This window comes from Kribbella capetownensis, from assembly GCF_004331485.1.
GTDB classification, from domain to species: Bacteria; Actinomycetota; Actinomycetes; order Propionibacteriales; family Kribbellaceae; genus Kribbella; species Kribbella capetownensis.
On record NZ_SJKD01000010.1, the window covers coordinates 63,663 to 78,068 of the forward strand.

Sequence of the window (14,406 nt, forward strand, 5' to 3'; positions counted from 1 at the left end):
AGCGGGTCGGCTCCGAGTGGAGGCGACGCAGAGTGGCGGCGTCATGTTGGGGTTAGGGGGAAGTGAGCTTGGACTTTGCCGCCGGTGGGGGTGGGGCCGGCTTCCAGGTGGCCGCCTAGTTCGGTGGCTCGGTCGTGCATGGCTTGGAGGCCTACGCCGGGGCGCCAGGCGCCGTTGGGTGGGCCGTTGTCGGTAACTTCTACTTCGAGGTCGGGGCCGCAGCGTAGGGCGAGTACGGCGGTGGTCGCGTGCGAGTGTTTGACGACGTTGTTCAGCGCTTCGGTGGCGATCCGATAGGCGGCGACCTCCAAGGCCGCGGGCAGCGCCGGCAATCCGTCGGCCGAAACTTCCACGTGGACAGACGCGCCGTCCGCGCGGAAGGACAACTGGTCCGCGCGTTGCCGCAGTGCTCCGGCGAGGCCGAGCTCATCCAGCGCGGGTGGTCGCAGATTGTCAACAAGCCTACGTACGTCGGCGATCGCGGTACGAGTGTCGGCGCGCAGGGTGGCCAGAAGGTCCGCCGCCTTGACCGGATCAGCCGACACCAGGTTGGCGGCGGCGTCGGCAGTGAACGCGACTCCGGTGAGCGTGGGACCGAGACCGTCATGCAGGTCGCGGCGGATTCGCCGGCGCTCCTCCTCTCGCGCGGAGACCAGCTTCTCCCGGGACGACTGGAGTTCTGTCGACAATCGGGTTGCATGCACGGCCGCGGCGAGCGGTACGGCGACCAGCGCGAGAACGTCGCGATCCGCCGACGACACCGTGGACTCCCCGGATCGCACGCCGACCTCGAGCGTTCCGACGACCCGGCCGCCGTACTCGAGCTCCAGCGGCACGACGGTGTGCGGTGGTGTGCCGTCGGTGGCGACAGTCGTGTTGTCGACAATCAGACCGACGTACGGGAAGCGGAGGGCGGAGCGGATGGCCGCGACGACGCCGGGGAGCCCGACGGACAGTTGTTCGCCGACCTGGGACGCGACGCGGGCGGGGTCGCGGCGGTCGCCGTACAGGGCCCGGTCGACCAGGCGCTGGAGGCGGGGAAGGATCGGCGCGAGGATGAGTGCGAGAAGCACAGTGATCGCGGCGGATCGGCCAACGTGGGACGAGATCAAGGTGCCGAGGAGCGCGGCCAGGGCGGAATAGGCGCCGATGGCAACCAAAGACAGCAGCGCCCAGGTCAGTGCGCGGGAGACGACGAGCCGGACGTCCAGCAGTTGGTATCGCACGATCGCGACCGCGACGGACATCGGGATCAGCGGGATTGTCAACAATACGAAGATCGGCGTTCCGGCGACGAAGGACCAGGGAGTCACGAAGAGGAGGGCGATGACGGAGGACAGCAGCAACCACAAGAGTTGCCGGCGGCCCACTTCGTCGGCACGCCGGTAGCGGACGAAGAGACAGACGATGGCAAGCAGTATTGCCACCAGGTTGCGCAGTTCGGTCGCCGCCCACAGAGGCCCGAGGGCGTCGTACGACGGGATGGTCAGGTAGCCGGTCGATACGCCGGGCGAGAGTGTCTCGCCGCTGCCGACCATCTCGAGAACGAACAGTGGTGCGGTCGCAACGATGCCGATCGCGGCCCGGCGCCACCGGGGCGAGAGCAGGCGGCCGGTGGGGAACAGGAGTAGGGCGAGCGGGAGGAACAGGCCGATCGACCACGGCCACGCGGCCAGGGCGACGGTGACGGTCACGCGCTGAATCGCGCTGCCGTCCGGGAGGGCCAAGGCGAGCGGCCCGCCCAATGCGGTGGTGGCGTGACCAATGCCGTCGGCGATGAAGAGCCAGCCGATCGGGTTCGACGGCCGGTGCCAGGCGATCACCGCGCCACAGAGCCCGAAGGTCAGTCCCATCAGGCCGTTCGTCACCACGAACGCGTCCACGGCCTCCGACCAGCTCAACCCGATCGCGGTGGCGATCGCTACCCCGGCGACAACTTCGGCGACGGCGAACGCACCCAGACCACCCGCGAGCAAGCGCTTCGACGGCGGACTGGATGCGTTCATACCGGCAGTGTGCGCCCGGAGGTGTCCTGGCGTCTCGGGAACACGATCCCGGATCGGCCGGGGAAATGCCTGGGCCGTTGGGAGCGCAGCCCCAAGCGCGCCGGCCGGCCGGCGCGTGACGGTAGAGCGGTCAGAACCTGTTGAGGGGGTAGCGAGATGTCTGGAAGGAACAAGGCCGGGCTGGTTGTGCTCGGGCTGCTGTCGGTGGTGGATCTGTTCACGCCGCTGCTGACCGATGGGGAGCACCCGCCGATGGAGATCGCGGTTGGTGCGGCCGTGGTCGGGCTGGTCAGCCTCGTGCTGGTCGGCTTCGCCTGGCAGGGAAGGCGGTGGGCGTTGGCGCCGCTGATCACGCTGCGGATCGCGTCGGCGCTGTTCGCCGTACCGGCGTTCTTCGCGTCCGATGTCCCGGCGCCGGCAGTCGCCGCTGCGGGGATCGGGGTGGCGCTGACGATCTTCGGTGTGATCGCGGTACTGCTGCCGTCGCGTGAGCTGGTGGGGGCGCGATGAGCCAGACGATGACGCGTACGACGGGCGCCGACGTACGCCCCGTCCAGCGATGGGTCGCGGCTCTGATCCTGCCGATCGGGCCGGCCGCGGTCGCTCTGCTGCGGTACTTCCTGCCGTACGACACGGTAGACGACGTGTCGACGATCGTCACGAAGATTGTCGACAATCTGGATCGTAGTTCGATGGTGATCTGGCTCGGCTTCATCGGGATCCTGACGTTGGTGCCGGGTGCCTACGCGGTCGGCCGGCTCACCCGGCGGCGGGCTCCGTGGCTGACCGCGATCGCGCTCTTCCTGGTCGTACCCGGCTATCTGTCGCTGCCGTGGACGGCGTCGAGCGATCTGTTCACCTGGTCGGCGGGGACAGCGGGGCTGGATGTCGCGTCGATCACCAAGGCGGTCGACGTGACACACGGATCGATGAATCTGGCCGGTGCGATCTTCGTCTTCGGGCACGTGGTCGGGACGGTCGTGCTGGGGATTGCGATGTGGCGGTCGCGGATCGTGGCTCGATGGGCAGCGGTGGCGGTGATGGTTTCGCAGCCGATCCACTTCATCGCGGCGATCATCGTGCCCAACCACACGCTGGACCTGTTCGGCTGGGGTCTGCAGGCTGCCGGGTTCGCCGCGGTGGGGTGGGCGATCCTGCGGATGACGAACGACGAATGGCAGCCTTTGCCCTAAAGGGCCGTGTCCTCAACGGCCTGCAGGGAAAGGGCTTCGGGGGCGGCTCGTCCGGCGCTACTCTCGGCGTACTGAAGGGGGAGATCAGATGACCGAGACTCAGGTCCCGGACGAGCCCGTGGTCGACGCGACGCGGGGGAGCTTCAAGCTGACGCATGTCGCTGAGCAGAACATCGAGCGGCAGGCGTTCATCCTCGACCAGATGGCGTCGCAGCCGGCTGTGAAGACGCTCAAGATGTGGGCACTCCGACACTTGGCGCCGGCGATGGGGGAGACGGCGGTTGACGTCGGTTCGGGCACGGGCGAGGACGTCGTTGCCTTCGCGGAGCTGGTCGGTCCGGACGGTCACGCGATCGGCGTCGAGCCGAGCCCCGGCCTCCGCGCCGAGGCGGTTCGACGGTCAGCCGGAGTGCAGGTGGAGTACGTCGATGGTCATGCGGAGGCACTGCCGTTCGGTGACGAGTCTGTGGATGTTCTCCGGTGTGAGCGCGTCCTGCAGCACGTCGACAATCCGGCAGCGGTCGTCCAGGAGATGACACGCGTACTCCGTCCCGGCGGCCGGATCGCCTTGATCGACACGGACTGGGCGACCGCCATCATCCACCCGGCCGATCCCGACGTACTGCAGCGAATGGTCGACTACTTCCTGTCCGAGTCCGCGAATCCGTTCTCCGGAAGACAACTCCGCGGTCTGCTGGCCGAAGCCGGCCTGGAGATCACCGGCGAAACCGCGTCCACCTGGATCGAGGCGCAAGAAGGCGCCCGCCAAGGCTTCATCGCGATGATGCATCTCACCGCCGCCCAAGCCGGCGTCATCACCCCCGCCGAGGCAGACAACTTCGCAAAGGGCTTAGCCGAGGCAGCCGACCGAGGCGCCTTCCACATGTCCCTCACGATGTACGCCGTCAGTGCGCTCAAACCCCGTGCTGCTTGAGGAAAGCGACCGTGCGCGCCATCGAGGTCGGCCAGGCCGGGCCGAAGGCGTGTTCCTCGCCGGGGTAGGTGTACATCGTGGCGTCCTTGCCGGCGGCCTTCAGCGCGGCGAGAGTCTCGCGCGACCAGGAGATCGGGCAGGTCGAGTCGGACGTGCCGTGGTGGATCAGGACGGGTTCCGTGACCCGGTCGAAGAAGTTCACCGGTGACACGTTGCGCCAGAACGTCGGGTTCCGGGCGGGTTCGCCGTACGCGCGCACGATCGCCGTGGCGACCGGCCGCTCGTCCCGGGTCCAGCGGTTGAAATTGTCGACAGTGTCGGAACTGACCGGAGCGAAGACGACGCCGGCCTTGACCAGCCCGGGTTGCGCGACGAGCACGTTGTACGTGATCCCGCCGCCCATCGACCGACCGAGCAGTCCGATCCGCTCCGGATCGACGTACTGCGATGTCCGAAGCGCGAGGACGGCGTTGATCACGTCCTCGGTGTAGCCGAGACGCAGGTTGAGTTCGGCTCGTGGGTCGTCCGTCGATTGCGCGTGGTTGCGGTAGTCGGTGTGCAGTACGACGTACCCGCGGCGCGCGAGGTAGTCCTGCTCACGCATCAGGCCGCGGCCGTTGGTGTAGACGGCCGGGTCGATGTAGCCGTGGTTCAGGACGAGCGCCGGATGCGGTCCGGGTGTGGTCGGCACGTTCATGATCCCGGAGATCGTCAGTCGGCCGCTGGAGTACGTCACGTGGTAGCGGGTGTAGGCGGCATAGCGGGCCAGCACGCGGACGAGGCGGAGATTGCGGCCGTCGTACTTCTTCGCGATGAGCGCCTGCAGTGAGACCGGATGCGGCGCGGCCGTGGGCGTGGGCGTTGGTGCCGCGGTGGAGCGAGTGGGCGAGGGAACAGCGGATGGCGTGGCCGAGGTCGAGGTGGCCGTGCTCGGAGTGGACGCAGGGGGTGCCGCGTTGTCGTCGCTGGTACACGCGACCGCGGCCGTCGTCGCGAGTGCGGCGACTCCCGCCCACGCCATCCGCCGGTTCATGTCATCCAGTCTGCCGTCGTACGCCACGAATCCGGCGAAAGATCCGGCAACGATTGTCGGCAGGGTGTGCCCGGTCCGATCCGGACCGTGATTGTGCGCAATTCCGGCGGTAGTACAGAATGCACGATTACTGTCGCGTACCGTGAATGAGTCGCGCGTATCCGCGTGCCGTGGCAGCATTTTTGCCCGGACGGTCAATTGTTCAAGTTGGGGGACTTGAAAATGTCGCGAGCCAGACGGGCAATACACCGGGAACGGCGGCCGATGTTGCTGGTCGCCGTGGGGGTGGTCGCTGCGGTGATCATCGCAGCGGGCGTGGCGATCGCGCAGCTCGGGCCGGGTGACAAGCCGACGGTTCAGCCTCCACCGACTGCGGATCATTCCGCACATAATGCGAACCATCCGGCACCGACCGCGAGCGTGTCGGAGCCGGTGCGGAATGTCACCGGCAGAGCACACGCTGATGCTTGTACTGCGGAGATCCGGACGACAGAGGCGGTCGTTGCCGCGGCTCGGACGGCGGCCGGGCATTGGCGCGAACACGTTCAGGCTCGGACTGATTTACTGAGCGGCAAGAATTCCGAAGAGGTCACTAAAGCGATCTGGAAGCGGACACGGCTGGCCGGACCCGGAGATATCGCCGCGCTCAATGCCGCCCTGACTGCGCAGGCCAGGGCCGCGGGTGGCTGCGCGAAACTTACCGGGAGTACGGCGGCGGCCTGCAAGCAGCGGATGGCCGTCCTGGGCCGGGTTGCAACTGCACACCGAGCGGCCGCCGCCGATTGGGCCCACCACCTGTCGATGATGGCTGCTCACGCGGCAGGCGATTTCGGTGCGGAGCACGCGCAGGAGTTGTGGGTCGCCGCCTGGTCGTCCGCTCCGAAGAATCTCAACGCCGCGACCCGAGCCAACGCCGACCTCGCCACCGCCCCAGTCTGCCGCCCGGCCTGAGCAGACGACCTGCGCCCGGCTTGAGTGGAGGGCCGGTGCCCGGCCTGAGCCGAGGGCCGGCTGGGCCACTGGACGATCAGTACGGCGGACAGCACGAGCGCACCGCCGAGCCACTGGATCGGCGTGAGTACCTCGCCAAACACCACAGCCGCGGCGATCACCGTCACGACCGGCTCGAGGATCGACAGGATCGAAGCGACCGACGGGCCGACTCGAGCCATCCCGGCGAAGAACAACAGGATCGCCGCGACCGTGCTGACGAGGGCCAGCGCTCCCAGCCACAGCCACCCGGCCGGGGCGAACCCGAGATCGGTGCCGCCGCGCACGAACCCGGTCAGCAGGAACGTGCCGAACGCCCCGCTGCAGACCAGCGCGGCAAGCGCGAGCGGGGACATGTCGACCCGATCACCAATCAGGATGTAGCCGGTGTAGACAATCGCCGCCCCCAGCGCCAGCAGTGCGCCGACAATGTCGAACCGCCCAGTCGCGGCGCCACTGAGCACCAGCCCGATGCCGCCGAGCGCCAGACCGAGTGCCCAGACCCGCCGCCGAGATGCGCGCTCTCGTCGCAGTACGACGGCGCCGGCCATGACCAGCACGGGGTAGACGTACAGGATCAGCGCCACCAGCGACGCGTCGATCCGGGCCAGCGCGGAGAAGTACAGACCGGCCTGCGCCGCATAACCGAAGACGCCCATGCCCAGACCGGCGAAGACGGCCCGGCGAGGGAGATTGCGTAATGCGCCGCGGGCCAGCGCGATCGCGAGCAGCACCGCACCGGCGAGGCCGAAGCGAACCAGTAGCAGCGCGTTGACCGAAACGCCGGCGTCGTACGACAGCTTGCCGAACACGGCCATCGCCCCGAACCCGGCGGCGGACAGAAGACAGAAGAGGGCGCCCACGGCATCGATGGTCAGGCCATCCGATTGTTCACGTCCATCGCGGCTTCATGGACAGCATCGTGTAGCTATCCTGAACAGATGCTGGACCTGCATCGCCTCCGACTCCTGCGCGAAGTCCACGGCCGCGGCACCGTGCACGGCGCGGCCCGCGCCCTCGGATACACGCCCAGCGCCATCTCGCAGCAGCTGTCCGTGCTGGAGCGTGAGGCCGGGACTCAGCTGCTCGAACGCATCGGGCGCAACGTCCGGCTGACTGCGGCCGGTCAGGTTCTGGTCCGGCATGCCGCCGCGCTGCTCGAAGGCGTCGAGGCGGCAGAGGCGGAGCTGGCTGCGGTCGCGGCGGGCCGGGTTGCTGGAGTGGTCCGGGTCGCGTCCTTCCAGTCCGCGTTCCTGCGCATCGTCGCCCCGGCCGTGCAGGCCCTCGCCGCCACTCACCCTGAGATCCGCATCGAGGCCGCCGAAGCCGAGGTCGAGCAGGCCGCGCCGGCGCTCAGGCTGCAGCAGCTGGATGTAGTGATCGGCGACGAGTACGACGGTCAGCCGCGGGCCATCCATGCCGACCTGCTCCGCGAGCGCCTGCTGCGCGAAGAGATCCGTGTCGTGCTGCCCAAGGACCATCCCGAGGCCTCCGCTGACCGAGTGTCGATCGCGCGCTTGGCCGACGTTCCGTGGGCGTCGTGCCAACCCGGCACCGGTCATCGCGAGATGCAGGTGCGGGTCTGCCGGGAGCTCGGCGGGTTCGAACCGGATCTGCGCTACAGCTCCGACGACTTCCTGATCCTGCTCGAGCTGGTTCGTACGACGGGCGCCGGCGCACTCCTCCCGGACCTGGTCCTCGGCCACGGCGCACCACCAGGAGTCGCCGTCAAGCTCCCGGCCGAGGGCTCCGTCGGCCGCGAGGTCTTCCTGCTCACCCGCCGCACCCAGACCCCAGCAGTCACCGCCGTCGCGGCCGCACTCCGCGCAGCCGCCAGCGAAAGCCTCTAGCTGTCTCCAAGAAGGTTGGTGACAGCTGATCGCCTCGTGCAAGCGGCATCAATCACCAGCCACGAACCTGGTGGTGCCCTGCCGTGCCGAGGTACGCGCGAGCCGTTCCCGTGCATCCACGACCTTGAGCACCGATCAACCACCAGACACCCACTGGGATGGTCGGCCCGTGCTCAACGTCGCTAAATTGCGCTCCCCGGAGATGCACTATCTATGGCCGAGGATCGCTCGCTGCTGCGGCCGGCCACCGGGGGCGCGGACAGGATCTGGGGACGGCGGACAGGACCTGGGGACGGCGGACAGGACCTGGGGACGGCGGACAGGACCTGGGGACGGCGGACGGAATCCGGGGACCGCGGACATGGCATGACCTGTCCACAGTCACCAGAAGGTGTTTACGGTCGCATCCGACGACCGCGCAACCACCCCTCTCGCCACCCACCACCGCGCGCTGGCCCTCGGGGGCCCGCTGCACGGAAACTTTTCGCCGCTTGCGGGCAACTTGTTTCCGGGCAGCCGATCACCCCCCGCGCCGGACAACTCCGACCGACTTTGAGCACCGATCAACCATCTAAAGCTCCTCGCTCATGTGGTCGACCCGTGCTCAAAGTCGTACCGGGGCCAGGGAAGCGCACTGGGCCTCGAACTGCACTGGCTGGTAGCGGGCCGGGAGCGCGCTGGGCCCGGGGCTATCTCGCTGCGGTCGGCGGCGGGGTGCTCAGCCGGCGGCGACCGACCTCGTGACCGAGTACATCTAGATCCAAGCGAGGCTGGTGGTGGTGTCGGTTGTTGGTTTGTACTCGCAGGCTGCGACGCCGTGGTAGCCCGCTGCCTTCAAGGCGTCCAGGGTCTCGTCGATCGGCAGGGAACCTGAGCCCGGCTCGCCGCGCCCCGGACTGTCGGCCAGCTGCACGTGCGCGACGCCAACCGTTGATGCAGTGGCGACGAGATCGACCCCGTTGCTGCCCAGGTGGAACGTGTCGAACAACATCGACAGATTGTCGACATCCTGCAATCGACCATCGAGCAGAGCGAGTACGTCGTCCGCGGTGCACAACGGATAGCGGCCGTTCAGACCCTTCGTGAGCGGCTCGATCAGCACGGTCCCGCCGATCCCCGCCACGGCGCCGGCTGCCGACCGGATCGCATCCGTCGCGCACAAGGCCTGCTCCGCGGGTGACCAGCGATCGTCGAGCTGGCCGTAGAGCAGGTTGAACAACCGGCAACCGGTCCGTTCCGCGATCGCCACGACGGCCCGGACGTTACCCGCGAGCTGATCCTGTCGATCGGGATGCGAGGCCACACCTCGTTCCCCGGCAGGGATGTCACCGCCGTAGAAGTTCAGCGCACCCAGCGCCACTCCCGCTGACTCGACCATCCGCACGAAGTCGTCGGTCTCGGCCGCGGACGGATCAGGTACGGCGAACGGCCACCACGACTCGACGACGCGGAATCCGGCCTGCGCGGCAGCGGCGTACCGGTCCGGATAGGGCAGTTCGGTGAACAGCATCGAGACGTTCGCACTCAGCTCGTGACCCCGGTACTCCATGATGAAAAGGCTAACACCAGCTCTTGCCAGTCGTGCACTCTTGTCTGACAATCTAAGGACCCGACGACTCCGGAGGCGCGATGCACACCGAGCCCGAGCAGCAGGCCCCAGCCGCCGATTCCGATCCGGACTGGCCGTTGGCGGCCACGCGGTGGGCCCAGATCACGTTGGCCGAGGACGATCCCGCGCACTTCGACGCGGACTTCTGGTTGCAGTTGATGCGCGACAGCAAGTCGAACGCGACCTGCATCAGCGCCGGCGGGTACGTCGCCTACTACCCGACCCGGCTCGAGTACCACCACCGCAGCAAATACCTCGGCGACACCGACCCGTTCGGCACCCTGGTCGAGGGCGCGCGCAGTCTCGGCATGAGCGTGATGGCGCGCGTCGACCCGCACGCGATCCACGCCGACGCGGCCGAGGCCCACCCGGAGTGGCTCGCCCGCGACCGCGACGGCAACCCGATCGAGCACTGGGCGTACCCCGGCATCTGGCTGACCTGCGCGTTCACGGCGTACCACCGGGAGTTCATCACCGACGTGATCCGAGAGATCGTCCGCGACTACGGCGTCGACGCGGTCTTCGCGAACCGGTGGGAGGGGTACTACGGCATCTCCTACAGCGAGGCGGCGCGCAAGTCGTTCCGCGACGAGAGCGGTCTCGAGTTGCCCGCCGCCGAGTACGCCGAGGGCTGGCCGGAGTACGTCGCCTGGCGCCACCGGCGGCTCGGTGAACTCGTGGGCATCTGGGACCAGGCCGTTCGCGACCTCCGCCCGCACGCTCGCTTCGTCCCGAACCTGGGGGCACTCGCCGCGCGCGACCTGGCCCGCGATCTGGCCGAGCCACTCGCACCGCTGTTCATCATCGACAAACAAGGCCGGCACGGCATCGAGGCGCCGTGGGCCGCGGGCCGCAACGGCAAGCGCAACCGCGGCGTCTTCCCGGATCGACCGGTTCGCCTGATCACCTCGGTCGGCCCGGAGCACCAGTACCGCTGGAAGGACTCGGTCGCGCCGGGCGAAGAGGTGAAGACCTGGATCGTCGACGGGTTCGCCCACGGTGCGCTGCCGTGGTTCACCAAGTTCAACGCGAGCGTGCCGGACCACCGCTGGGTGCAGCCGATTGTCGACGCCTTCAACCTGCACGCGACCGTCGAGCCGGTACTGCGGGACCTGCGCATCACCGCCGAGGTGGCCCTGCTCGACCCGACCCGCACGGGCCAACTCCACGCCGGCGATCACGATCACGAGGACGGCTTCTACCACGCACTGGTCGAGGCACGAGTCCCGTTCGAGTTCGTCTCCGACCAACTCCTGTCCGCCGAACGACTCAGCCCGTTCAAGCTCGTCGTCCTCGCGAACGCCGAGCAACTCAGCGACGACCAGTGTGCGGTCCTGCGTGAGTACGTCGCCCATGGCGGCTCGCTCGTGGCGTCGTACCAGAGCTCGTTGTACGACGGACAGGGGCAAGCGCGGGCGGACTTCGGCCTCGGGGATGTACTCGGGGTACGGCTGAGCGAGCCGAGTCGCGCGGTGAAGAACAACTACATCGCGCTGATGGACGAGCATCCGCTGAACGCGGGGTTCGAGGGAACGACCCGCATCATTGGCGGGACCAACATCCTGGGCGTCGAGGTGACCGGAGTCGTTCCGTGGAGGTTCATTCCCGACTTCCCCGATCTGCCGATGGAGGAGGTCTATCCGCGGGAGGCGCCGGACCGGCCAGCGGTGATCTGCACCGAGAACGCGAACGGCGGCCGGACGGTCTACTTCCCATTCAACCTCGGCGCGATCTTCTGGGAGGCGCTCCAGTCCGATCACGGCCGGCTGATCGCGAACGCGGTCGGCTGGGCGCTCGGCAAGGCGCCGGAGGTGAGCGTCGAGGGCGCCGGCCTGGTCGATGTCGCGGTCCATCGCGGTGACACCGGCGTGGCCGTTGCCCTGGTCAACCTGACGAACCCGATGGCGATGCGCGGCCCGATCCGCGAGACCCTCCCGCTGCCACCGCAGCGGGTGTCGATCGCCGTACCGGATCGGCCGCTGAAAGCGCGGCTGCTGGTCGCCGGCGTGGACGTCGAGCCGATGGTCGCGAACGGTCGTGCGGAGATCGTCATCCCGACCGCGGGACTGCTCGAGGTCGTGCACGTGGAGTGGGGCGACGCATGAGGATCGGGTTCATCGGCCTCGGCGTGATGGGTCGTCCGATGGTCGACAATCTGATTGTTGCCGGGCATGACCTGTCGGTCTACCGCGGCCGGACCGAGGTCGAGGCGCACGTGTGCGGGTCGGGCAAGGAGGTCGCGGAGCGGTCCGAGGTCGTGATCCTCATGGTCCCGGACACACCGGACGTCGAGTCGGCGCTGTTCGCGCCGGGCGGAGTCGCCGAAGGGCTGCAGCGGGGCTCGCTGGTGATCGACATGAGCTCGATCTCGCCGACCGCGACCGCCGGATTCGCAGAGCGGATCGACCAACTGGGCTGCGACTACCTCGATGCACCGGTGTCGGGTGGGGAGGTCGGCGCGCGGGAAGCGACCCTGACGATCATGGTCGGCGGCCGGCCGGAGGTATTCGAGCGAGCCCGCCCGATCTTCGAGACGCTCGGCAAGAACATCACCCTGATCGGCGGCGCGGGCGCCGGCCAGACCGCGAAGGTCGCGAACCAGATCGTCGTCGCGCTGACCATCGAGGCCGTGGCTGAGGCGCTGCTGTTCGCCAAAGCCGCCGGCGCGGATCCGGCGATCGTTCGCGAGGCGTTGATGGGCGGCTTCGCGAGTTCGCGGATCCTCGAGTTGCACGGCGAGCGGATGGTGAAGCAGACCTTCGATCCAGGGTTCCGGATCCGCTTGCACCGCAAGGATCTCGGCCTCGCCGTGCAGGCCGCCGCCGAGCTCGACCTCGCCCTGCCCAACACGGCCGCGACCCAGCAGTTGATGAACGCCGCGATCGCGGACGGCGACGGCGACCTCGACCACTCCGCGCTGTACCGCACGCTGCGCCGGGGGCCGGCATGAGGCTCTGGTGGCACGATCCGTTCCGGATGTTCCAGACCAACCTGCGCGAGATCGACGCCGGGCTGGACGTGGAGAAGGTGCTGGACTATCTGGAGGAGTTCGGGGCCAACACCTGGCTGCTGAGCGTCGGCGGGATCCTCTCGAACTATCCGACCGACCTCGACTTCCAGACCCGCAACCCGCACTTGGCCGAGCGTCCGTCCGGCGACCTGGTCGGCGACGCGGTGAAGGCGGCCGCGCGGCGCGGGATCCGGGTGATGGGCCGGATGGACTTCTCCAAGATCGACCACCGCCGGGCCGAGGCACACCCGGACTGGTGCTTCGTCGGACCGGACGGCGCGCGCCAGGTCTACAACGGCCTGACCAGCGTCTGCCCGAGCGGCGACTACTACCAGGCCAAGTTGTTCGAGGTCCTCGACGAGGTCCTCGATCGCTACCCACTCGACGGCTTCTTCTGCAACTGGATGTCGTTCAACGAGGTCGACTACAGCCGCGTGTACCACGGCGTCTGCCACTGCGTGTCGTGCCAGGAGCGGTACGACGGTCCGCTGCCGGACGGGCGGAATTCGCCGGGCTATGAGGACTGGCAACTGTTCTCGAAAGCAGTTCTGGCCGATCTCACGCAGCGGATCCGGGATCACCTCGCGGCACGCCGGCCCGAGGCGCCGCTGGTGCTCGGCGACCAGGCCGACATCGTGTTCCACGAGGCGAACAACGCCGTCGGCCGTCCGCTGTGGCACCACCGCACCAGTGAGGCCGTGAGTGCCGCGAAGACCTACCGCCCGACGGTCCCGGTGCTGACGAACTCGGTCGGCTTCGTGGACATGCCGTACCGGATGGCGAGCGAGGACCCTCAGCACTTCGCGCAGTACTTGCTCCAGGCAATCGCTCGCGGCGCGAACCCGTCGACGTACATCATGGGGACGCCGTCGGACAATCCGTACGCGTGCCTGCAGGTCGCGGGGGAGTTGACGAGGTTCCATCGCGATCACCAGGACGTCTATCGAGACCTCGTGCCGGCCGCCGAAACTCTGCTGGTCAGGCCGAAGGAAGGCTCGACGCCGGAGTTCCGGGGGCTCTACCTGTCGTTGCTCCAGCGTCATGTCCCGTTCGATGTGCTGCCGGCGGAGCGGCTTCATGATGTCGACCTGGGCCGCTATCGGGTGGTCGGGCTTCCGGATCTCGGACCGGTTGACCTCGGGAGCTACATCGGCGGGATCGTTGCCACGGGCGCCACCGAGGTGGCGCGACTGCCCGTACGACGGCTGGCTGGCTACACGACGGAGGAGGACACACGCTCGCTGCATCTCGAGGGCGGGGTGCCGGTGTTCGGTGCGTTTCACGTCGTGGAGCCGCCAACTGGTGCTGAGGTCGGTCTGCTCGCGCTGTCCAGAGCGCCGTACGGGCCGCCGGAGAAATGTCACGGGCACGTGCAGCTCGAGCATCCGGGGGTCGTCAGGCGTGAAAACACAGTGTTGTTCCCGTGGACCATCGGGCGTTCGTACCGCGAGGTCGGGCTGGGCGTGCACCGGGATCTGTTGGTCGACGAGGTGATCAGGGCCGGAGGGACGTCAATGGAGACGGACCTGCCGGAGCAGATCGAGATCGTGCTGGGCCGGTCCGCGGCCGGGACGGTCGTGCATCTGCTGAACAGATCGGGGGATACCGACCAGCGGTTCGCTCCGCCCGTCCCCGTCGGTCCGGCGCGGCTACGGCTGCCGGACGGCGTGCGGGAAGTCGAAGCGCTGCGGTCCGGTGAGCACCTGCCGGTGACCGACGGCTGGGTGCAGCTACCGGAGATCGGGTTGTTCGAAGTACTGGTCTGTGTGTGAGGAGAGCGA

The 14,406-nt window shown here is 68.2% G+C and carries 11 protein-coding genes; 7 read left to right on the forward strand and 4 right to left on the reverse strand.

The genetic code is table 11. The features are described from left to right. Positions 1-41 precede the first annotated feature (41 nt). Positions 42-2,006, reverse strand: a complete 1,965-nt coding sequence (locus E0H75_RS35180; protein WP_131518039.1) for a sensor histidine kinase — start codon at positions 2,004-2,006, stop codon at positions 42-44. A gap of 156 nt (positions 2,007-2,162) precedes the next feature. On the opposite strand from E0H75_RS35180, the gene E0H75_RS35185 reads away from it, so the two are divergent. The 3 genes from E0H75_RS35185 to E0H75_RS35195 all read left to right on the forward strand — a co-directional run bounded on the left by E0H75_RS35185 (position 2,163) and on the right by E0H75_RS35195 (position 4,133). Further along, positions 2,163-2,516: a hypothetical protein gene (locus tag E0H75_RS35185; protein WP_131518040.1), complete on the forward strand. Its 354-nt coding sequence runs from the start codon at positions 2,163-2,165 to the stop codon at positions 2,514-2,516. Positions 2,517-2,524: 8 nt separating this feature from the next. Then, positions 2,525-3,199, forward strand: a complete 675-nt coding sequence (locus E0H75_RS35190) for a hypothetical protein (RefSeq protein WP_131518041.1) — start codon at positions 2,525-2,527, stop codon at positions 3,197-3,199. An 88-nt stretch (positions 3,200-3,287) separates the two neighbouring features. Next, the gene (locus E0H75_RS35195) at positions 3,288-4,133 is read left to right on the forward strand and encodes a methyltransferase domain-containing protein (RefSeq protein ID WP_131518042.1); all 846 of its coding nucleotides are present in this window, start codon (positions 3,288-3,290) and stop codon (positions 4,131-4,133) included. Here E0H75_RS35195 and E0H75_RS35200 read toward each other — a convergent pair. Together E0H75_RS35200 and E0H75_RS35205 are read right to left on the reverse strand one after the other, a co-directional pair. Then, a complete protein-coding gene (locus E0H75_RS35200; protein WP_238163466.1) occupies positions 4,114-5,166 on the reverse strand; it encodes an alpha/beta hydrolase family protein in 1,053 nt (350 codons plus the stop codon). The genes E0H75_RS35195 and E0H75_RS35200 overlap by 20 nt on opposite strands. An 812-nt stretch (positions 5,167-5,978) precedes the next feature. Next, on the reverse strand, positions 5,979-7,019 hold the full coding sequence (locus E0H75_RS35205) for an EamA family transporter (RefSeq protein WP_131518043.1): 1,041 nt from the start codon (positions 7,017-7,019) through the stop codon (positions 5,979-5,981). Between the two features lie 78 nt (positions 7,020-7,097). Between E0H75_RS35205 and E0H75_RS35210 the strand changes: the two genes are divergently transcribed. Continuing rightward, complete coding sequence (locus tag E0H75_RS35210) at positions 7,098-8,006, forward strand: LysR family transcriptional regulator (RefSeq protein WP_131518044.1); 909 nt, start codon at positions 7,098-7,100, stop codon at positions 8,004-8,006. A gap of 754 nt (positions 8,007-8,760) precedes the next feature. Here the strand turns inward: E0H75_RS35210 and E0H75_RS35215 are convergent. Further along, the gene (locus E0H75_RS35215) at positions 8,761-9,555 is read right to left on the reverse strand and encodes a hydroxypyruvate isomerase family protein (RefSeq protein ID WP_131518045.1); all 795 of its coding nucleotides are present in this window, start codon (positions 9,553-9,555) and stop codon (positions 8,761-8,763) included. Positions 9,556-9,635: 80 nt separating this feature from the next. Here E0H75_RS35215 and E0H75_RS35220 point away from each other — a divergent pair, with 80 nt between their 5' ends. The 3 genes from E0H75_RS35220 to E0H75_RS35230 are packed head-to-tail and all read left to right on the forward strand — an operon-like array spanning position 9,636 to position 14,397. After that, positions 9,636-11,720: an alpha-amylase family protein gene (locus E0H75_RS35220; protein ID WP_131518046.1), complete on the forward strand. Its 2,085-nt coding sequence runs from the start codon at positions 9,636-9,638 to the stop codon at positions 11,718-11,720. Continuing rightward, the gene (locus E0H75_RS35225; RefSeq protein WP_131518047.1) at positions 11,717-12,565 is read left to right on the forward strand and encodes a 2-hydroxy-3-oxopropionate reductase; all 849 of its coding nucleotides are present in this window, start codon (positions 11,717-11,719) and stop codon (positions 12,563-12,565) included. The genes E0H75_RS35220 and E0H75_RS35225 overlap by 4 nt, the downstream gene beginning before the upstream one ends. Further along, positions 12,562-14,397, forward strand: coding sequence for an alpha-amylase family protein (locus tag E0H75_RS35230; protein ID WP_131518048.1), 1,836 nt, complete (start codon positions 12,562-12,564; stop codon positions 14,395-14,397). The genes E0H75_RS35225 and E0H75_RS35230 overlap by 4 nt, the downstream gene beginning before the upstream one ends. The last annotated feature ends 9 nt before the right edge of the window (positions 14,398-14,406 follow it).